At 34.0% G+C, this 20524-nt stretch carries 19 protein-coding genes and 1 other RNA gene; 11 read left to right on the top strand and 9 right to left on the bottom strand.

What is annotated here, in order from left to right; genetic code table 11:
* Window position 1: 1 nt before the first annotated feature.
* The 5 genes from traN to ACNQGX_RS15830 all read left to right on the top strand — a co-directional run bounded on the left by traN (window position 2) and on the right by ACNQGX_RS15830 (window position 3730).
* Entirely contained in the window at window positions 2-838 is an 837-nt protein-coding gene (gene traN, locus ACNQGX_RS15850) for a conjugative transposon protein TraN (protein WP_417977861.1), read from the top strand.
* 30 nt (window positions 839-868) lie between these two features.
* Complete coding sequence (locus ACNQGX_RS15845) at window positions 869-1669, top strand: hypothetical protein (RefSeq protein ID WP_417977859.1); 801 nt, start codon at window positions 869-871, stop codon at window positions 1667-1669.
* A 6-nt stretch (window positions 1670-1675) separates the two neighbouring features.
* On the top strand, window positions 1676-1969 hold the full coding sequence (locus ACNQGX_RS15840; RefSeq protein ID WP_417977857.1) for a hypothetical protein: 294 nt from the start codon (window positions 1676-1678) through the stop codon (window positions 1967-1969).
* 65 nt (window positions 1970-2034) lie between these two features.
* Window positions 2035-2223, top strand: a complete 189-nt coding sequence (gene cas8a1, locus ACNQGX_RS15835; protein ID WP_417977855.1) for a type I-B CRISPR-associated protein Cas8b1/Cst1 — start codon at window positions 2035-2037, stop codon at window positions 2221-2223.
* Window positions 2174-3730 (top strand): recombinase family protein, encoded by a 1557-nt coding sequence (locus tag ACNQGX_RS15830; protein ID WP_417977853.1) that lies wholly within the window; start codon window positions 2174-2176, stop codon window positions 3728-3730. Before cas8a1 ends, ACNQGX_RS15830 begins: the two co-directional genes overlap by 50 nt.
* Here the strand turns inward: ACNQGX_RS15830 and ssrA are convergent.
* Both ssrA and ACNQGX_RS15820 read right to left on the bottom strand, forming a co-directional pair.
* Window positions 3685-4081, bottom strand: a transfer-messenger RNA (tmRNA) gene (gene ssrA / locus ACNQGX_RS15825). The two genes, ACNQGX_RS15830 and ssrA, sit on opposite strands and share 46 nt — an antisense overlap.
* A 110-nt stretch (window positions 4082-4191) precedes the next feature.
* Window positions 4192-5391: a serine hydrolase domain-containing protein gene (locus ACNQGX_RS15820; protein WP_417977851.1), complete on the bottom strand. Its 1200-nt coding sequence runs from the start codon at window positions 5389-5391 to the stop codon at window positions 4192-4194.
* 250 nt (window positions 5392-5641) lie between these two features.
* Between ACNQGX_RS15820 and ACNQGX_RS15815 the strand changes: the two genes are divergently transcribed.
* Window positions 5642-6844 (top strand): NAD(P)-dependent oxidoreductase, encoded by a 1203-nt coding sequence (locus tag ACNQGX_RS15815; RefSeq protein ID WP_417977850.1) that lies wholly within the window; start codon window positions 5642-5644, stop codon window positions 6842-6844.
* A gap of 189 nt (window positions 6845-7033) precedes the next feature.
* Here the strand turns inward: ACNQGX_RS15815 and fumC are convergent, their stop codons facing one another.
* Window positions 7034-8431, bottom strand: a complete 1398-nt coding sequence (fumC, locus tag ACNQGX_RS15810; protein ID WP_417977848.1) for a class II fumarate hydratase — start codon at window positions 8429-8431, stop codon at window positions 7034-7036.
* 226 nt (window positions 8432-8657) lie between these two features.
* Between fumC and ACNQGX_RS15805 the strand changes: the two genes are divergently transcribed.
* Window positions 8658-8822, top strand: coding sequence for a hypothetical protein (locus ACNQGX_RS15805; RefSeq protein WP_091170588.1), 165 nt, complete (start codon window positions 8658-8660; stop codon window positions 8820-8822).
* Between the two features lie 112 nt (window positions 8823-8934).
* Here the strand turns inward: ACNQGX_RS15805 and ACNQGX_RS15800 are convergent, their stop codons facing one another.
* Window positions 8935-11376 (bottom strand): TonB-dependent receptor, encoded by a 2442-nt coding sequence (locus ACNQGX_RS15800; RefSeq protein ID WP_417977846.1) that lies wholly within the window; start codon window positions 11374-11376, stop codon window positions 8935-8937.
* A gap of 105 nt (window positions 11377-11481) precedes the next feature.
* Window positions 11482-11826: an arsenate reductase family protein gene (locus tag ACNQGX_RS15795; RefSeq protein WP_417977844.1), complete on the bottom strand. Its 345-nt coding sequence runs from the start codon at window positions 11824-11826 to the stop codon at window positions 11482-11484.
* Between the two features lie 110 nt (window positions 11827-11936).
* On the opposite strand from ACNQGX_RS15795, the gene ACNQGX_RS15790 reads away from it, so the two are divergent.
* Window positions 11937-12848, top strand: a complete 912-nt coding sequence (locus ACNQGX_RS15790) for a CPBP family glutamic-type intramembrane protease (protein ID WP_417977842.1) — start codon at window positions 11937-11939, stop codon at window positions 12846-12848.
* Between the two features lie 38 nt (window positions 12849-12886).
* Window positions 12887-13936 carry an AMP-binding protein gene (locus tag ACNQGX_RS15785; RefSeq protein ID WP_417977840.1) on the top strand — a complete coding sequence of 350 codons (1050 nt, stop codon included), beginning with the start codon at window positions 12887-12889 and terminating at the stop codon, window positions 13934-13936.
* 46 nt (window positions 13937-13982) lie between these two features.
* On the opposite strand, the gene ACNQGX_RS15780 is transcribed toward ACNQGX_RS15785, so the two are convergent.
* From ACNQGX_RS15780 to lpxD, 4 genes are all read right to left on the bottom strand, one after another.
* Window positions 13983-14405 carry a DoxX family protein gene (locus tag ACNQGX_RS15780; protein ID WP_131915805.1) on the bottom strand — a complete coding sequence of 141 codons (423 nt, stop codon included), beginning with the start codon at window positions 14403-14405 and terminating at the stop codon, window positions 13983-13985.
* A 229-nt stretch (window positions 14406-14634) separates the two neighbouring features.
* Window positions 14635-15267, bottom strand: a complete 633-nt coding sequence (locus tag ACNQGX_RS15775) for a hypothetical protein (RefSeq protein WP_417977838.1) — start codon at window positions 15265-15267, stop codon at window positions 14635-14637.
* A 141-nt stretch (window positions 15268-15408) separates the two neighbouring features.
* Complete coding sequence (locus tag ACNQGX_RS15770; RefSeq protein WP_417977836.1) at window positions 15409-17037, bottom strand: acyl-CoA carboxylase subunit beta; 1629 nt, start codon at window positions 17035-17037, stop codon at window positions 15409-15411.
* A 165-nt stretch (window positions 17038-17202) separates the two neighbouring features.
* Window positions 17203-18201: a UDP-3-O-(3-hydroxymyristoyl)glucosamine N-acyltransferase gene (lpxD, locus tag ACNQGX_RS15765; protein ID WP_417977834.1), complete on the bottom strand. Its 999-nt coding sequence runs from the start codon at window positions 18199-18201 to the stop codon at window positions 17203-17205.
* Between the two features lie 328 nt (window positions 18202-18529).
* Here lpxD and ACNQGX_RS15760 point away from each other — a divergent pair, with 328 nt between their 5' ends.
* Together ACNQGX_RS15760 and ACNQGX_RS15755 are read left to right on the top strand one after the other, a co-directional pair.
* Window positions 18530-18967, top strand: a complete 438-nt coding sequence (locus ACNQGX_RS15760; RefSeq protein ID WP_417977832.1) for a MarR family winged helix-turn-helix transcriptional regulator — start codon at window positions 18530-18532, stop codon at window positions 18965-18967.
* Window positions 18968-18972: 5 nt separating this feature from the next.
* Window positions 18973-20409: a serine hydrolase gene (locus ACNQGX_RS15755; RefSeq protein WP_417977830.1), complete on the top strand. Its 1437-nt coding sequence runs from the start codon at window positions 18973-18975 to the stop codon at window positions 20407-20409.
* Window positions 20410-20524: the final 115 nt, after the last annotated feature.

The following is a 20524-nucleotide window of genomic DNA, read 5'->3' as shown; positions in this document are numbered from 1 at the left end:
TATGAAAAACTTCAATGTATTGGCTATGGTGTATTTACTCTTTACCATAGGCGCATTTGCGCAAACAAGTAAAAATCACCTAACGAAAATTGAACCGGATTCTTTAGCAATTGGGTATTCAAAAACAACAAATATTGTATTCCCGTATGCCATTAAAAGTGTAGATAGAGGCAGTCAGGATGTACTCGTCCAGAAAGCGAAAGGACTTGAAAATATATTGCAGATTAAGGCAGCACAACAAGGGTTTATTCAAACCAACCTTACAGTGGTTACTGCCGATGGCAAACTGTATTCTTTTGTTCTCAATTATGATGAGCAATCACCACAATTGAATCTCTCCTTTGAGACAAAACAAGAAGCGCAGGAAATTTATTTTTCATCCGAAAACAGGAACGAGCAGGAGGTAGAGCAATATTCCAAATTAGCTTTTTATGATAAGGGAAAGATACGAGGTGAAAAGGAAAACAAGTATGATATCAAATTTCAACTAAATGGAATTTTTATTCAAAATGATGTGATGTATTACAGGATATTGGTCGCAAACCACTCGAAAATAAATTATGATGTTGACCAGCTCCGCTTTTTTATTCGGGATAATAAAAAAGTAAAGCGAACCGCCTCGCAGGAAATTGAAATTACACCAATCTATATTCTTAATAACACAGCTACAATTGACGAAGGATCAGAAAATACATTTGTGTTTGCAGTACCAAAATTTACGATTCCAGAGAAGAAATACTTAGCCATACAGCTAATGGAAAAGAATGGTGGCAGACATTTAGCAATTCAAGTGAAGAACAAAAAGCTGGTACAGGTTACTGTATTACCCAAACTATAATTAATTATTAATCATTTAAATTAAATAGTCATGAACGATAAAAATTTTGAATACCTGCGAGATCAGGTAAAGTACACCGGTTTTGGTGAAGGATTAGAAAATGAATTAAAGGAAAAAATACAACTGCAAACTCCCGGATTCACATTGAATCATGAGGCCTACTATGGGGAAGATATTGCCAAGGTTTCGTTGAATTTTAAGAAGTCGGGGGAAAGTGATATGTATTTTTTTAATTCCTATAAAGTGGAATTGCAAAAAGACAATTCGAAGGAATCGCTGGAGCATACTTTTTATATCAATAAGGGTAGTAATATTACCATGAAAGAGGCTTATAACCTTATGGATGGAAGAGCAGTAAATAAGGATTTGACCAATAAAGAAGGTCAGGCTTATAATTCGTGGGTGCAAATGGATTTTAAGGAAGCCGATAACAGTGGCAATTTTAAGATAAACCAGTACCATCAGAATTACGGTTACGATCTGGAAGTGGCACTTTCTAAACATCCAATCAAGGAATTGGAAAATGCTAAATTTAAAGAAGATTTGATGGATTCCATGAAAAAAGGAAACCTGCAATCTGCTACTTTCTTAAAAGATGGAAATGAGGTGAAGCAGTCTATTGAAGCCAATCCACAATTCAAAACAATCAATGTGTACGATGGCAATATGAAACGTATTGACAATCGTCAGTCTAAAAAGGAGAAGCAGTCTGAGGGAGAAGGTAAGTCAATGAAACAGGACAGTAAAAGACAAAGCCCGAGTGTTGATGACGATGGGCCTGCAGTCCCACAGGAAGCAAAAAAGAGAAAAAAGCAGTCTAATTCAATGTAAGACCTAATGGAAATGTTAAAACCCTTATCCGATTTCTTTAAAGCAATAGAGAATGACTACCGAATTAGCATTTCGCATATTGGTATTTATGTTGCGCTATTGCAGTTTAGAGTGAATAGGGGTTTTATTAATCCAATACAAGCTTACAGGTATGAGATTATGGATATAGCCAAGATTTCTTCCCCTAAAACATATTACAAATGCATGCGAGAATTAAGCGAGTATGGTTATATAGAATACAAGCCAACTCGTAAGCGAAACCAAGGGAGTAAGATTTATTTTCTTGATAAAGGAAGTTGAGTATGTCTAATTATAATTAGTAAAAGCCCGATAACGGGCTTTTTTTATTTTAAAATCGTGAAATTATGAAAAATGGAAAAGAGAAATGTCAGGATGTCGATGAATTAATTTCTAAAAACTTTGTGCTTATAGAACAGGAAAAGGAGCAAAAAATTGTAAATTTATTTATTGAAATAATAGTGTCAATTACCTTAAAAGAATATTATGAAAAGAGCGATACGATATCTGAGATACAGTCAATTGGGACAAAGTAATGGCTCTATCGAAAGGCAAGAACTTTATACTGACCAATGGATAAAAGCAAACAACATTGAGTTGGTGGATACTTTTATTGATAGGGGTAAGAGTGCTAAAACATTTGATCGTCCTGATTTTATAAAGCTACAAGAATTTATTTCTATTCATTTTAAAAATGTAGATTATCTTTTAGTAGATCAATTAGATAGATTCAGTAGAAATGCGGGTGAAGCAATGAGCATGGTAAAAACACTGCAAAGGAAATATGGAATACAAGTTGTAAGTGTGACTGAGGGAATTACTTTTGACTACGATACTCCAGGAAGTTTCTTTAGAGCTGGTTTGCAATTACTTCTGGCAGAAGAGGACAATATAAATCGAAGTGTTAAAATTAGAGGTGGGCTATATACCGCACGAGCTAAAGAAGGGAGATTTGTTCATAATTCACCACCATTTGGTTATCGTAAGGAAGGTGAAAGAAAAGAACGTGGTCTAGTGGTGGAAGAGGAAGAAGCAAAAATCGTAAAATTCATCTTTGATGTCTATTTAAGAGATACGCCACTCTATATAATTAAAGAGAAAGCAAGAGAATTAGGTTTTAACAGGAGTGGTAATAGCGCAATTGAAAGAATACTTGTAAATCCTACTTATGCAGGGCTATTACATGTTGAGGCTTTTAAAGAACACCCAGGAGGGCTTTTTCCGGGGATACATGAACCAATAATTGATATTGCAACGTGGCAGATGGTACAGAGTAAAATGAAAAAGCCTGAAAAAGTGAAAACGGTATTAGATGACCGGATTCCTTTAAGAGGAATATTAAAATGCCATTGTGGTAATATTTTAACGGGTGCTCCTTCTCGCGGTAAATCGGGGAAATATTTCTATTATTATAAATGTAGATGTCCCAAACATAATAATATAAGTGCACTTAAAGCGCACACTCAATTATTAGGTGCTTTGAAATTGATGAGCATTTCGGATAAAATGCTAAAGGACATTAAGGATGGCTGTACTTTGACAGTAGAAAAAGAAATTAAAAGTAATAAGGAAAAGTTGATACTTAAAAAAGAGGAATTAGTAGATACAGAAGCAAAGTTATACACACTTGAAGAAAAGTGGATTAGTAACGAGATTTCAAGAGAAACATACGACAGATGGTACGCTACCTATAATTACTCTTCTTTAAGTCTGAAAGGAGCGATTCAACGCCTGACTAGCAATGTAGGGGACGTATATAAAATCTTGCAGAAAAATATGGATTTTCTTACTGACATACCTTATGTTTATTCTAGATCAACAACTCTGCAAAAAAGAGAATTTATAAGTATGGTGTTCGACACGAACTTGTACTATGAAAAGGGGGTGTATCGAACACCCACAATGCCTAGTATATTTTCTCATAACATGCTGTTAATGAGGGATGAAGGGTATCTTATTTATGAAAAAAAACGGGATGATTTTGCAATCATCCCGTCGAGTGGAGTCGCCGGGAATCGAACCCGGGTCCAAACAAGCAACTAAAAAGCTTTCTACGCGTTTATTTCCTGATTGGGTTTTCGATAGTGTGCTAGGCCAGAAACAGCCACACAATACTTATCTTCTTAATTTCAAAATCCACCCGAAGCTTATGGAAATCTAGGTTTAAATTTACGATTCACCTTTATCGACCGCTATAAACCAAAGCTTTCGAGGTAAATCCTGCTTTCCTATCTGATAGGAACGAGGCTAATCTTACTATGATTCAGATTATGCAGCAAGAGCGTAGTTTCCTTCGCCGTGTATGTGTTTTGAAACCTTTTATTAACGAGAATTGTCCCAGTTCTCGACGTGCTTACTTCTCAATTCGACTTGCTGTCAAAACCAGTCGACCCCTTTTTTATTTCAAAATCCAAACTTGAATTTTGAGTTTGCAAATGTACACTTTTAAACTTGAATTAGTAGTGCTAAACTAACAACTCTATTTCAAAAATCATTCCTTTTTTTTATTCGTCTTTTAATTTGAACGGATAGTCCCCAAATAAAACGGCTAATTTTCTAACGTCATATGTTTTTCGGGTAAATTTATTGGATAATGCAATAATGGTAACGCTTTCTTTTCTCAAAGTAATATAAGCAGATGTGTTACCATGCCACCAACCGTTGTGGAAATAAAAATTTTGCCCTGTCTCCCAATTGACCATTCTAATACCAAGACCATAGTTTTTAGTTCCTTTGCGCTCATTACTATATCCTTTGTATACTTGACTTTGCAGCTCAGGCGTTAAAAAATCGGAACTATTTCTCGCTCTGTCAAATTTTAATAAATCACGCGGTGTAGAGTAGATATTTTTATCTCCATAAACCGCATCTAAGTAATCTTTCCCTATTTCTACTTTATTTCCTTTATAGGAAGTAACAGCAGTATCTTTATCCTTTTCATAGTCAAAAACATACGTATTTTTCATGCCTAATGGTTCAAAAATGATTTGTTTCATGGCATCTTTGTAAGGGAGTTTTGTGGTTTTTTCAATTATTAATGCCAACATGGCATAATTAGTATTGCAATAACTAAAACGGGTGTCGGTTTTAAATTCTAAACCAATATCCTTTGTTGCCATGATAGTCAGGATATCTTGATTGGTAAGTATGTTGTGCCTATCCCAAATAGTTTTGTCACGATCCGTAAAATAGGCATAATTACGCATGCCGCTTCTGTGGTTCAACAATGTTTTTATCGTAACATCCGGATAAGGAAACTCTTTCAAGATGGTATTCACCTTTTGATCCAAGTCGATTCTTTTGGCATTTATTAATTTTAAAATAGCGGTTGCCGTAATTACTTTACTCACAGAGGCAATGTGTAGGGGAGTAGATTTAGTAATTAATGTTTTATCTCTGAAATTAGAGTAGCCTTCGTATTTTTCATAAATAATTTGGCCATTTTTAGCCACCAGAAAACTTCCGTTTGCACTATTGTTGGGCCAGTTTTTTTTGTAAAAAGCGTCAACGGATGCTTTTTTTGAATTAATGTATTCGGCAGTTAATTTTGTCTCTGGTTTGCTTAACGGCTTCATCTTAGGCAATGTACTCTTTGGGAGTTGGGCATCACTTAATTCTATTTTCTTTTTCTCCTTATTGCAAGAACTCAAAACCAAAAAGAGGAGGAATATATGTAGTATATTTGTTTTTTTTATAAAATTCATTTCTGTGGTACTAGAAAGGCAAATATATAGAATCAATGTCTTTTGAGGCGTTGTTTTTTTGAAACCTTAACACTATTTTAGCAGTACTTAGGAAGAGCCATTTTTTGTATTATTTTGTGCATCAGCTACTAGTAGTTTCTGGCTTGTGTATTTTATTAAAAAAATAAATTCAATTTGGTTTAAATTGTTATATTTGTAACAAATAAACCAAATAAAGTTATAATAAAACCAAATCAAAAGCATTAAAAATATGAAACTCGGAATCTTAAAAGAAAGAAAAAACCCACCTGACAGAAGAGTTATTTTCTCACCAAATGAATTGGCCAGATTAAAACAGCTATATCAAGGTGTTTCTATAAAAGTAGAAAGTTCCGATATTCGGGTTTTTACGGATGAGCAATATAAAAACTTAGGAATTGAAGTAACCAATGATATCAGTGATTGTGATGTTTTATTTGGGGTAAAAGAAGTTCCGGTTGAAGATTTAATTCCTAATAAAGCGTATTTCTTTTTCTCCCATACCATAAAAAAACAGCCTTACAATAGAAAGTTATTGCAGGCCATTTTAGAAAAAAATATTGATTTATACGATCATGAAACCATTGTTGATTCTCATAATCGCAGGTTAATTGGTTTTGGACGATATGCTGGAATTGTTGGTGCCTATAATAGCATAAGAGCTTTTGGAATAAAATTCGAATTATTTAAATTGCCAAAAGCAGAAACACTTTCGGGAAAAGAGGCTTTAATTGCGCATTTAAAACGATTGGTGTTGCCACCTTTGAAATTCGTGATTACAGGTACAGGAAAAGTTGGTAATGGGGCAAAAGAGATTCTGGATGCCATAAAAATAAAAGAAGTTTCAGTTGAAAATTATTTGACAAAGAACTACACACAACCCGTTTACACCCAAATTGATGTATTAGAATACAACAAGCGCAAAGACGGACAAGTATTGGATTTTACTGATTTTTATGATAATCCACAAGAGTACGTTTCTGATTTTGAACGATTCACTAAAGTTTCGGACATTTATATTACGGGACATTTTCATGCCAATGACGCTCCAGTAATTCTTACGCGTGAAATGCTTCTGTCCAAAGATTGCAAAATCAAAGTCGTTGCAGATGTTTCCTGTGATGTCAATGGTCCAATAGCATGCACGCTAAGATCATCAACAATTGCGGAACCTTTATACGGGTATTTACCAAGTGAAGATAAAGAAGTTGATGTTTTTCATCCTGCGGCAATTGTAGTTATGGCGGTTGATAATTTACCCTGTGAATTGCCAAAAGATGCCAGCGAAGGCTTTGGTGAAATGTTTATGGAGCATGTAATTCCTGCATTTTTCAATGAAGATAAAGAAGGGATTTTGCAAAGAGCGAAAATCACCGAAAAAGGAAAACTGACTCCAAGATTTAGTTATTTACAAGATTACGTCGACGGGAAATAATTATAAATGCCTAATCGAAAGGTGTTTATAATTGTCACAAATTTTGTAATTATATAGTAGAGAGGCTGCAGTGCCTCTCTACTTTTAATAAAAAAGATTAATAATAGAAAACCCCTGTAATGATAAACATTGCAGGGGTTTTAATTTAGTAGAGAAGCACCGCAGTGCGTTTCAACCTAAAATTTATAATTATTTCAAGCTTCCCACCATATCTTCCGGTTTTACCCAAGCATCAAAATCTTCTGGAGTTACATACCCCAAACGAACAGCTTCTTCTTTCAATGTTGTCCCGTTTTTATGTGCAGTTTGAGCAATCTCAGCAGATTTGTAATACCCAATTTTAGTGTTCAAAGCGGTAACTAACATCAATGAATTGTCAACCAATTCTTTAATACGTTTGTAGTTAGGTGCAATACCTTGAGCGCAGTGTTCGTCAAAAGACATACAAGCATCACCAAGTAATCTCGCTGATTGCAAGAAGTTTGCGGCCATCAGCGGTTTGAAAACATTCAACTCATAATGACCTTGCATTCCACCAACAGAAATAGCAACATCATTCCCCATAACTTGTGCGCAAACCATCGTTAATGCTTCACATTGTGTTGGGTTTACTTTTCCTGGCATGATAGAAGAACCCGGTTCATTTTCCGGAATAAGGATTTCTCCAATTCCTGAACGTGGTCCTGAAGCCAACATTCGTACATCATTGGCAATTTTATTCAATGAAACCGCCAGTTGCTTTAGTGCACCGTGCGTTTCTACGATGGCATCATGTGCTGCTAAAGCCTCAAATTTATTTTCGGCAGTTACAAATGGATGTCCTGTAAATTCAGCAATATATTCGGCAACTTTTACATCATATCCATCAGGAGTATTCAATCCTGTACCTACTGCTGTTCCTCCTAAAGCCACTTCTGATAAGTGTGCCAACGTGTTTTTAACTGCTTTCAAACCGTAGTTCAATTGCGCTACATATCCTGAAATTTCCTGTCCTAATGTAAGTGGCGTAGCATCCATTAAATGCGTACGACCAATTTTAACTACAGTATTAAATTCAACTGCTTTAGCATGAAGTGTATCTCTTAGCTTTTCAACACCTGGAATCGTGATTTCTACAACAGCTTTGTAAGCCGCAATGTGCATTCCGGTAGGGAAGGTGTCATTTGAAGATTGTGATTTATTTACATCATCATTGGCTTTGATAAATTGCTCGCCTTCGCCAATGTTGAATCCTTTTAATACTTGTGCACGATTAGCAACTACTTCATTTACGTTCATGTTACTTTGCGTACCTGAACCAGTTTGCCAAATCACCAATGGAAATTCGTTATCTAATTTTCCAGCTAGAATTTCGTCACAAACAGCACCAATGGCGTCACGTTTTTCGACAGGTAAAACACCTAAATCGCAATTGGCATAAGCAGCTGCTTTTTTAAGATACGCAAAACCTTCAATAATTTCTTTTGGCATGGAAGCCGATGGACCTATTTTGAAGTTATTTCTTGAACGTTCTGTCTGTGCGCCCCAATATTTATCAGCTGGAACCTGCACTTCACCCATGGTGTCTTTTTCTATTCTGAATTTCATTTTTTTTTGAAAGTTATGTGTTATACGTTAAAGGTTATGTGATAAGAGTAGGCGCTATCGAAAGACGTTTAATTCTTAACCAATAATTTTTAACTTTAAAAGTTGAGCCCAAAAATACGGATAATTCCTTTTTTATAAAAATTGATTGGTAGTTTTTATGTTTTTTTATTGGTACGAAAAGGAATTAAACTTACATTTGTGGCTACATTCAAAAATTCCGGAAAACATGTTTGAATTTTCACAGTACTTAGGCTTTTTACTTTTCTTAACCATTCTTACTATAGGATTTTGGTTAATGTTTTTTCTTGTAGGTTTCGTTCAATATTGGATTGGCGGTGCTCTATGGGAAATGTATAAAGAAAGAAAAGCAAAGAAAGAACAATCAGTTTAATCTGTTTGTTAAATAAAAAAAGGATTCATGAAAATGAGTCCTTTTTTTATGCTTAATATTTTACTTTTTGTATAAAAAGAGAAAGGACCCGTTTTCACGAGTCCTTATTTTTTTATCCTTGAAAATCACCTTCATTTTCATTTTGATTTCGTTTAGGTTGTTCTTTTTCGTTTTTCTGTTTGTTAAAACGATACGTAAACGATAGGCTAAACTGTCTTTCTCTCCATTGCATTTCACTGTAAGAACTTGCAAATCCCGGAAGGAATGTTTCCATCATTCTTTTTCTGGAATTGAATACATCACTAACGTTGAATGAAAGTGTTCCTTTGTCTTTCAAGACATCTTTGCTAAACGCTAAGTTTGCTCCAAAAACACCTAAACTTCTACCTTGAGCACTGTTTTGCGGACCATTATAAGAGACATTAGTTTGCCAGTCAATTTTGTATGGTAACGAAATTTTAGAGGTTAGTCTTGTGGACCATGAAGTGGCTGTGTTATCAAAATTTTGTACAATTTCATTATTGTTGAAATCTGTATACGTAAAATCTCCTTGAGTTTCGTTTCTGAAGAAATTGAAATTCCCGTTTAGTTTCCACCATTTGTATGGAGAATAGTTTAATGTAAATTCAAAACCCATTCTATATTCCGTAGCTAAGTTGATAGGGGAACTAATTGTTACTGGTATTCCGTTTACGAAATCGCCTGATTCTCTTCTTGCAAATTGAAACACATCAGTTGTTTTATTTAAATATAACGACGTGTTGAACGTTAATTTTTCCCATCTTTTGATATAACCAAAATCAATAGCATCTGAAAATGCGGGATCTAAATCAGGATTTCCAACAAAAATATTGATGTTACTGGATAAGTTGCTGAACGGGTTCAACATTCTTCCTCTAGGTCTTTGAATTCTTCGGCTATAGCTTACAGAAGCGCTGCTTTTGTCTGATATTTCATAAGTGAAGAATGCACTTGGAAAAAAGTTATTGTATTTTTTAGTGTTGAAATCATTGGTTGCTAGTTGATTGATTTCAATATTGGAATCCTCAAAACGCAATCCGAAAAGTGCCGAAAATTTATTGATTTTTAAACCATATTGCGTATAAATTGCATTTACCTTTTCCTTGTATTCTAAAGTGTTTGTAAAATTAGTATTGATTACTCCGTCATTTTCAACCCGATAATCCGTAAGTAATTCTGAGAAATCACCACGGTATCCTGCTTCAAACTGGCTTCCTTTTCCAAAAGGCAATACATAATCCATTTGAAGTAAATTTCTGTTTTGAGTTTGATTGTTGATGGTATTGTCAAATTTCACCACATTTGTATTTGTAGCTCTATCGGTAATTATAGCATCATTTACATCGTCGTTTGTAGAAAAGGAACCGTCAATGGTTAATTTATGACCGTCTTTTTTGAATTTTTTAGTGAAGTTTGTTGCAAACTCTACGTTTTCACTGTCGCTATTTTCTTCATTGATACGATTACGAGTGTAATCAAAAGTATTGTCTCCTTTAAAATAATTTTGGAAAACGTTATCTACATTGTCGCCATTACTTTTTCGATAGTTGAAAGTATTCGTCCATGAAAGAGTCTCACTTAGATACCATTCCATTCCAAAGTTTCCATTATACCCTTTATTGTTTCTTTCGTTTTCTCTAGTTTCATTTACAGAATTGATAATGGAGTTGTCAGAATTTAAATAATTGGTGTTAGTAAAAGCATTTCCGGGATTACTACGATCATTGTATCCCTGAGTGGTGAAAAGATTGAAGTTTTTGGATTTGTAATTTAATGTACCGCTTAAACCATACGTTTCAGGATAGCCTGTTGAAGCTATAAAAGTTCCGTTTAAACCTTGATTTTTTCCCTTTTTCAAGATAATGTTTAATAAACCACCACCACCTTCGGCATCATATCTTGCAGATGGATTGGTAATAACTTCTACTTTGTCAATCGCATCGGCAGGAATTAATCGCAACGCTTCAGCAATATTAATGGCATTTGATGGTTTTCCATCAATAAGTACTCTTACGTTTTCGTTTCCACGAAGACTTACATTTCCTTCAACATCTACAGCAACAGAAGGAATGTTATCTAAAACATCACTTACAGTTCCGCCCTTTACCATAAGATCATTTCCTACGTTGTATACTTTTTTGTCTAATTTGATTTCAACGGTCGTTTTTTCGGAACGAATAACAACCTCATTCAATTGATTGGCGTCTTCTTCTAAACTGATTACACCTAAATTAGTACTTACTTTAAGGTTTTTCTGTTTGATTTCATTCAGTTTGAAAGAGATGAATTCAATTTTGATATCGTAAATACCGGGCTTAATCTCAATATCAAATTCTCCTTTTGGATTTGTAATACCTCCAGCAACTGGTTTTGGGTTATTGGGAATTAAAAAAGTGATTGTCGCGTATTCAAGTGGTTGCTTGCTTATTTTTTCAAGCACTTTTCCGGTAATTTTAATTTTTGGGTTCGAACCTTGTTGAGCAAAACTGAACAGGGTTGTTAAAAAGAGAACAAGAATTAAAACGGATTTCATTTTTTTCATTTTAAAAAACTTTGGTTACAACCTTTAGATTGTAAAAGTAGAATTTGGTTTAACGCTAGAAATCACAAAAAAATGTTAATTAAAAAATTCGAGATTTTATAAAATAAAAGTTGCTACTTTTTCTAATTCACGGCCTATAATTGCTGTATTTCCATTGATTACAATGGGTCTTTCAATTAGAATGGGATTAGAAATCATAGCTTGAATAATTTGTTCATCATTCATTTCTTGGTCTTTAAAATTTTCTATCCAAATTATTTCTTTTTGGCGAACTAATTCAATAGGTTTTATATTTAGCTTTTGAATGATAGCAGACAACTCTTCAAATGAAGGAGGGTTTATCAAATAATTGATGACTTCAAACTCTTTTTCTGATTTTTCTACAAATGCCAGACAATTTCTGGATTTTCCGCAGCGTGAATTATGGTATATTTGTATCATATTTATTAATATATTAGGTTACTGTAAATTGATATATCAAGGATTTTCATTGATGTAACAAAAGTAACATTTGCTAAACTAATTAAGTATAAAAACTAAACGAAAAATAGATGTTTATAGAACAAGGAATAAAATCAGAAAATAAGTTTTGGAAATATATCGTAGGTTCGTTGCTTATAATTTTCGCTTCATTTGTTGGGCAGGTACCACTTTTGCTAGGGGTTTTGTATGAAACATCTTTTAATGGGAAGGCATATCCAACAAGTAATGAGGCAGTAATGCGGTTTTTTGACTCTAATTTGACTTTGTTTTTAATCCTGATTTCATTCGTTTTTATTATGCTTGGCATTGTGTTAGTAGTACGTTATTTACACGGACAAACGATGCTTTCGGTAACAACATCAAGAGACAAAATAGATTGGAAAAGAGTCGGATTTTCTTTTTTCATTTGGTCCGTTTTTACAATTGTGTCCACATTGCTATTTTATTTTTCTAATCCCAGCGATTTTGTAGTCAATTTTAAACCAATTCCATTTGCAATTTTAGCTGTAATAAGTGTACTTCTAATTCCTATTCAAACCAGTTCCGAAGAATATATTTTCAGGGGATACCTGATGCAGGGATTTGCCAATCTTGCCAAAAATAAATGGTTTCCTTTATTGATGACTTCGGTTATCTTTGGAGGAATGCATATTTTTAATCCCGAGGTGTCTAAAATAGGGCATATCGTATTAGTTTATTACATAGGAACAGGTTTTTTACTGGGGATTATTACGTTGATGGATGAAGGAATGGAACTCGCTTTAGGGTTTCATGCAGCCAACAATTTAGTTGGTGCTTTACTCGTTACATCAGATTGGTCCGCATTTCAAACCAATTCTATTTTTAAGGATATTTCGGATCCTTCAGCGGGATTAGATGTAATAGTACCGGTAGTCCTTATTTACCCAATACTTTTATTTATCTTTAGTAAAAAATACAACTGGACTAATTGGAAAGAAAAATTAACTGGAACTATTTAAACATTAAAACGGTTCAATAATTTAAAATAAACGGAATCATGATCGATACAATAACGTACCATAATGTCCACAACCTCTTTAAACTAAATGGGTTTCATTTGAATCGAAATGATTTATGCAGAGTAGCGTACAGTTTAATAAAAGAAGGAGAGGAGTTCGAAAAATCAGTGGGAGATTTTATACTCGATTGGTTTGATAACAAATCGTATATTGAATTGAATACTTCCGGGACTACAGGAACTCCGAAATTGATTCGTATCGATAAACAAGCTATGGTCAATTCAGCAATCGCTACGGGGGATTTTTTCGATTTAAAACCCGGAGATAAAGCATTACATTGTTTACCTACTAAATATATAGCTGGAAAAATGATGTTTGTAAGGAGCTTTATTCTTGGTCTCGATATTGATTTTGTTGCGCCAAGTTCTCATCCGATGTTACAAAATGATACCAAATATGATTTTGTTGCCATGGTACCTTTACAAGCTCAAAACTCTTTATCGGCATTAAAGAATGTGAAAAAGATGATTGTTGGCGGAGCTAAAATGAGTAATGCTCTTGAAAAAGGACTTTCTAAATTGAAAACGAAAGTATATGAAACCTATGGTATGACAGAGACAATTACTCATATTGCAGCCAAGAAGATAGGCGAGGAGGCTTTTTCAATTTTGCCAAATATTAAAATTGCCCAAGACGATAGAAATTGTCTGGTGATTACTGCATCAAAAATTTCAAACGAATCCATTGTCACAAACGATTTAGTGGAACTCGTAGGCGAAAATCAATTTGTCTTTTTAGGACGTATGGATAACGTAATAAACAGTGGTGGGATCAAATTAATTCCGGAGAAAATTGAAGACAAGTTATCTGATAAAATTAACGCAAGATTTTTTGTAACTGGAAAACAAGATGCTGTTTTAGGAGAAAAATTAGTTATTGTTATTGAAGGTGAACATCAAATATTAGACGAGAGTATTTTTGATGGTTTAGACAAATATGAAAAACCTAAAGAAGTATTTTATGTTTCTAAATTTAATGAAACTGAAAGCGGGAAGATAAAACGCAAAGAAATTCTAGACAGTATTTAAAATACTAAAAAAAGCTTCCGCTAATTTAGGAAGCTTTTTTATTTAATTATTGCTGCATTTTAAAATAATAATCAGCTGAATTTTTCCCACTTCCGTAGAATAAGAAAAACACACATACTCCTAATACCAGTAATGCCAAAAGTAAATTTTGGGAATGCATTTCTCCCATGAAATTTACTATAATAGCACCTATCAGTATAGGTAGTTGCGCCATTAATGCCCATCTTGTCAATAAACCAAATGCAATCATTATACCGCCTACCATATGCGCTGGAGCAATGTAATGAATGAGGAACATCCCACCACCAATTCTGTCAATTGGAGATATTAGATCATGTAAATATTGGATGTTCGTTATAAAAGAGATTCCTTTCATAAACAAAAATACACCAAGTGCTATCCGTACCAAATCTACGGTTAAATAAGTGTGCGCATTCGCCCATTTGTTTAAATTTTTTACGCTGTTCATAATACTATAGTTTAAAATATGTAGTACTAAGTTACTGATTTTTAATTAAATAATTTAAAATTGTTAAAGAAAACTAAATTTTGAATATTTTCCGTATTCAAATGAATAGTTATCTAGCGTTTGTGAATAAACTACTAATAATGCCATCTTAATTTATAATTGCAGCGTAAGTAAAGAAGTTAAATTTTAAAAAATGATTTCGTATTTTTAACAATTAAAGTAGCCTTATTTAATTTAGGAATCGATAATTTATTCTTAAACCAAGGCTGTTTTCAGCATGTCCATGAGCCAAAAACTGAGTCAAATCCATAGATAAGTTTACTTTGGTTTTTTTAGCACCAATGATAAATGACTTCCCAAAATACAGACCCGAACATAATCCAAATTGTTGATCACTGGCATATTCAGATACAAAACCCAATCCAATTTTACCGTCTTCATCTGAAAGTGCGTATCCTACACCGGTTTCGGCTCCCCAATACCAATTTGAATTTAAATTAAATTGAACATTTGGTTTAATGCTGAACAAGCTAAAGTTACTGTGTAAAGCTCTTTCTTCCAATGTGCTTTCGGGAGTAAGTATTCGACTGTTTTTTTTAATGAATCTGTAATCATAATCGAATCGAATTCCGAGTTCTAATTTTCTGGAAATTATTTTCCCGGTTCTTACATTTACGCCTACAGCAAGTCTGTGACTTCGATACATTTCTATATGTACGGGCAGTGATAAGTTTATACCTGATTCTAGATAAAAGGGTTTCTTATCCATTGACAAAATAGCATTTTCGGTTTTATTTTGTGCATATATAAACTGCCCCACTAACAATAATAGTGTTGTTAGTAAAACCAAAATCTTTTTCATTTTCTTTTAATTTTAAATAATTAAAACGAATTAGGTTAAGACTTTTTAGGGCACTATAAATGCTTTTAGGAACTATATTAATAGTTCCTAAAAGTATTATAAATATACAAAATGAAGTGTTAAGTTGTTGTAAATGAGTAGTTAAACTTGAATTACACCCAAATTAAATTTCTTCTCAATAGGAGAGTGGTTTGCCGCTTCAATACCCATAGAAATCCAGGTTCTGGTGTCTAAAGGATCGATGATTGCATCAGTCCATAATCGTGAAGCCGCATAATAAGGCGAAACTTGTTCGTCATATCTTGCTTTAATTTTATCGAATAATTCTTTTTCTTTAGTTTCATCTACCAGTTCGCCTTTTGCTTTAAGCGAAGAAGCTTCAATTTGTGCCAATACTTTTGCTGCTTGTGTTCCTCCCATAACGGCTAGTTCCGCACTTGGCCAAGCAAAAATTAATCTTGGGTCATACGCTTTTCCACACATGGCATAATTTCCGGCTCCATAGGAATTCCCTACGATAACCGTGAATTTAGGTACAACAGAATTAGATACAGCATTTACCATTTTGGCGCCATCTTTTATAATTCCGCCATGTTCAGATTTGGATCCCACCATAAAACCGGTAACATCTTGTACAAATACTAAAGGAATTTTCTTTTGGTTGCAATTAGCGATGAAACGGGTGGCTTTGTCCGCACTATCGGAGTAGATTACACCTCCAAATTGCATTTCGCCGTTCTTAGTTTTTACTACTTTTCGTTGGTTGGCAACAATTCCCACTGCCCAACCATCAATTCTGGCATAACCGGTAATAATGGTTTGACCGTAACCGTCTTTATAGGCTTCAAACTCGGAATTATCAACAAGACGATTGATGATTTCCATCATATCGTACTGTTCATTTCGGGCTTTTGGTAAAACACCATAGATTTCATTTTCGTCCAATGCTGGTTTTTCTGCTTTAATTCGGCTGTAACCGGCTTTATCAAAATCACCTATTTTGTCAACTATATTTTTTATTTTGTCTAATGCGTCTTTATCGTCTTTGGCCTTGTAATCTGTAACTCCCGAAATTTCACAATGTGTAGTTGCTCCTCCTAACGTTTCATTATCTATGCTTTCGCCAATGGCAGCTTTGACCAAATAACTTCCGGCTAAGAAAATACTTCCCGTTTTATCTACAATCATGGCTTCATCACTCATAATTGGTAAATAGGCACCACCGGCAACGCAACTTCCCATTACGGCAGCAATTTGGGTGATTCCCATGCTGCTCATTTGGGCATTATTTCTAAAAATCCGACCAAAATGTTCTTTATCAGGGAAAATTTCATCTTGCAAAGGCAAATAAACTCCAGCGCTATCCACTAAATATATGATTGGCAGACGATTTTCCATTGCAATTTCTTGTGCACGAAGATTTTTCTTTGCGGTTATAGGAAACCAAGCACCCGCTTTTACGGTAGCATCATTGGCCACAACAATACATTGCTTTCCTTTGATGTAACCTATTTTAACTACGACTCCACCAGATGGGCAGCCACCATGTTCTGCATACATTCCTTCACCAACAAATGCTCCAATTTCTATACTTTTAGCTTTTGGATCCAATAAATAATCGATACGTTCGCGTGCCGTCATTTTGCCTTCGCCATGTAATTTTTGGATGCGTTTTTCACCACCTCCTAGTTTGACTACGCTTAATTTTTGTCGTAATGCTGAAAGTAAAAGTTTATTGTGGTCTTCGTTTTTGTTGAAGTTCAAATCCATGATGAAATAGTGTTAAAAAAGTTTGCGCTAAAATACAAAATCCAACTAAATAAATTTTATTATTTTAATTGGTTTGTGAAGAAAATCGAATGTATGTTTACTATTAAAACAAAAAAACAGAAGTTTACTTCTGTTTTTTTATGAATTTAATAAAAAAGTAAGTATTTATTTTTTAGACTCATTGACAAGTCTTTTTAAAATTGCCCATTGTTTCAAAGCATCTCGAGCTTCTACAGCCGGATATCCTAACATAGTTTTTCCCGCTGGAATATCTCCTGTAACACCGGAACCAGCACCTACTATAGCACCATCGCCAATAGTTGTATGGTCTTTTATAGAAGCACTTCCGCCAATAATTACTCCGTTTCCTAAAGTCACGGATCCTGCCAGTCCACTGTTTCCAGCCATAATACAGAATTTCCCCAATTTACTGTTATGACCTATCTGAACTAAATTATCAATTTTACAACCATCTCCTAAAACGGTAGAACTGAATTTTCCTCGGTCAACACAAGTATTGGCACCAATTTCAACACTGTTACCAATAATCACATTTCCAATTTGAGGAATTTTAACCAGACCTCTTTGTGGATCCGGACGAAAACCAAAACCATCGGCACCTATTGTAGCATTGGGATGCAAAATACAATCATTCCCAATATGACAGCGCTCTCGAATAACAGTTCCTGACCAAATCACGGTGTTTTTTCCTATTGTACATTCATCAAGAATAGTAACATTTGGATAAATGGTCGTGTTATCTCCAATTATAACTTTAGGTCCTATATAACAACCTGCACCAATTCTGGCGCCATTACAAATAGTTGCAGTTGGGTCAATTACAGCGGTTGGGTGAATATCAATAGTAAATAATGGAGTTGGAGGTGCAAAAAGTTCCAATACTTGAGACATTGCCAAATCAGCATTTTTTACTTTTATAAAAGCCCTGTCTTCTCCTGGTTCTATAGATATGTCTTCGTTAACGACTGCTACACAAGCTTTGGATGCAGACCAAAATTTTTCATATTTTTTGTTTCCAATAAATGAAATTTCAGATTCATTAGCGGCTTCAAGTTGTTCAGGTGCAGTAATTTTTTGGGAAGTATTCCCGACTATTACTCCTTTTAGAATCTCATTTATTTCTTGAATTGTGTAGGATTTCATTCAGTATAGATTGGATTTGGTTTTGTTATCGTTTCCAAATAAAATCATTTAACGTTGAAATTGCAAATGTTTTACGATATAAGAATGATAAGATTAACATAAAACAAGAATTTAGAACCGGTATAGTTCTGTCAAATCAATTAGTTTTTGGATTGTTTTCCAATTATGAGTGGTGGCTTTTGCTATGATCTTTCTTCCGAAAAGTTATTATTTGTCTAAAGTTGTCAGGAACTAGATTTACCAAGAACAATTTAAATATTCGAAAAATATTTAAATTTTTTTAATTTATATTGATATATCAATTATATTTGCATCAAATAAAATAATTATGAAACTTAATAATCCAACAGGAACAGTACTTTATACAATTGAACAAGCAATTAAAGAGTATAGAAAAATAGCACAGAGAAATATTTCTAAAATTGTAAAAGACATCACCATAGACCAATGTTTAGTGCTAATCATACTTAACAAGGATGCGAAAATTTCTCAAAATGAATTGGCAAATCTTATATTTAAAGACAATGCATCCATCACCAGAATGATCGAATTAATGGTGCAAAAAGAGTATCTAATTAGAACTATTCACCAAGAAGACAGAAGAAAATTTAATCTTGAAATAACAAAAAAAGGGATGAAAACTATTGAACTAATAGAACCTATCGTTCAGCTAAACAGACAGACCGCTTTAAAGGGTTTGTCATTGGAAGAAATAGCCTTGCTAGATAAAACGCTCAATAAAATAATTATTAATTGCAAAAAATAAAACCGATGAAACAGATTCTAACACTTGTATTACTATTAATGGCTACTTTAACATTTGCACAAAAACCAAACCTTAATGAAATAAAACAACAATTAAGAGTACTCGAAAAAGAAAACTATTTAAGTGGTGTTATTCTTATTGCAAAAAATGGCAAACCAATATATAAGGAGGCATTCGGCTTTGCTAATCTTCCAGACAGCATTCCTAATAAAACTAACACAAAGTTCAATTTAGCGTCTATGAACAAAATGTTTACGGCAATGGCTGTTATGCAATTGGTGGAAGCCGGAAAAATTTCACTTCAAGATAAAGTAGGAAAATATCTTACAGACTACGCAAATAAGGCTGTTGCTGACTCAGTAACAATCCATCAACTATTAACCCACACTTCAGGAATGGCCAGTTTTTGGGAGGAACACGACAAATTAGCGAAAGAAAAATTCAAAACAGTCACTGACTATCTTCCATTATTCGTTAATCAAAAACTATCTTTTACTCCGGGTTCTGATTTCCTGTACAGTAATTCAGGATATATGGTCTTAGGTTTACTCATTGAAAAAATAACGGGTAGAAACTATTTCGATTTCGTAAAAGAAAATATTTATAAACCTGCAAAAATGATGAATACAGATGCTTATGAGTTAGATGAAGCTATTTCCAATCTGGCTACTGGATATACAATGTCATTAGAAAAACCTGGGCAATGGAAAAACAACATTTTTTTAAATCCAACAAAAGGAACACCTGCCGGTGGCGGCTATTCAACAGCTGACGATTTGCTAAAATTTGCCAATGCTTTACAAAACAATATTTTACTTAGCAAAGAGAGTGCAACTCTTTATACATCAGGCAAAGTGAAGCATAAAGGTAGAGAAGGAATGTATGGCTATGGATTTCAAGAAAACACAATAAACGGGCACCGCGTTATTGGACATGCCGGTGGACACGATGGTATTGCCAGTGAACTAATGATTTTTCCTGACTTGGGCTATACTGTCGTAATACTTACAAATGGAGAGGTTGAAAATTATTGGGAAGTGAGCAATCTAATCAAAAAACAATTGGTAGGTCCAACGCCAACAATTGACAACTTTTTTTACACTAAAGTTATAATTAAAGCAGTTTGCAATAAAGGTTATGAGGTTGCCATAAACGAAATGGAAAGCAGTTCAAAGAAATATTCATTAAGAGAAAGTCTTATTGAAAGATATGGCTATAAACTATTATTTGAAAAAAAGTACAATCAGGCAATAGATTTATTTAACTTAAATATTCATAGTTTTCCAAACTCTACTTATGGTTATTACAATATCAGTGAGGCATATAGAGTATCAAATCAAAAAAAAGAAGCAATAAAATTTCTAAAGCTCTATATTGAAAAAGAGCCAGAAGACAAGGACGCTATATTAAAATATGAAATACTACAAAATAACTTCCGCTAACAGTAAAGGCTTCGTTGGGCTTGAAAAGCCAACAATGAAGCCTCGGTTGGACGGAACCGATTACATGCCGTTCCAACTATGGAGCTATCGTTAAGTTTTTAGAAAGAATTTCAAG

The organism is Flavobacterium glycogeni, from assembly GCF_048286775.1.
GTDB lineage: Bacteria > Bacteroidota > Bacteroidia > Flavobacteriales > Flavobacteriaceae > Flavobacterium.
Note: the sequence above shows the minus strand (reverse complement) of the source record. Positions and strands in the feature narration are given on the sequence as shown.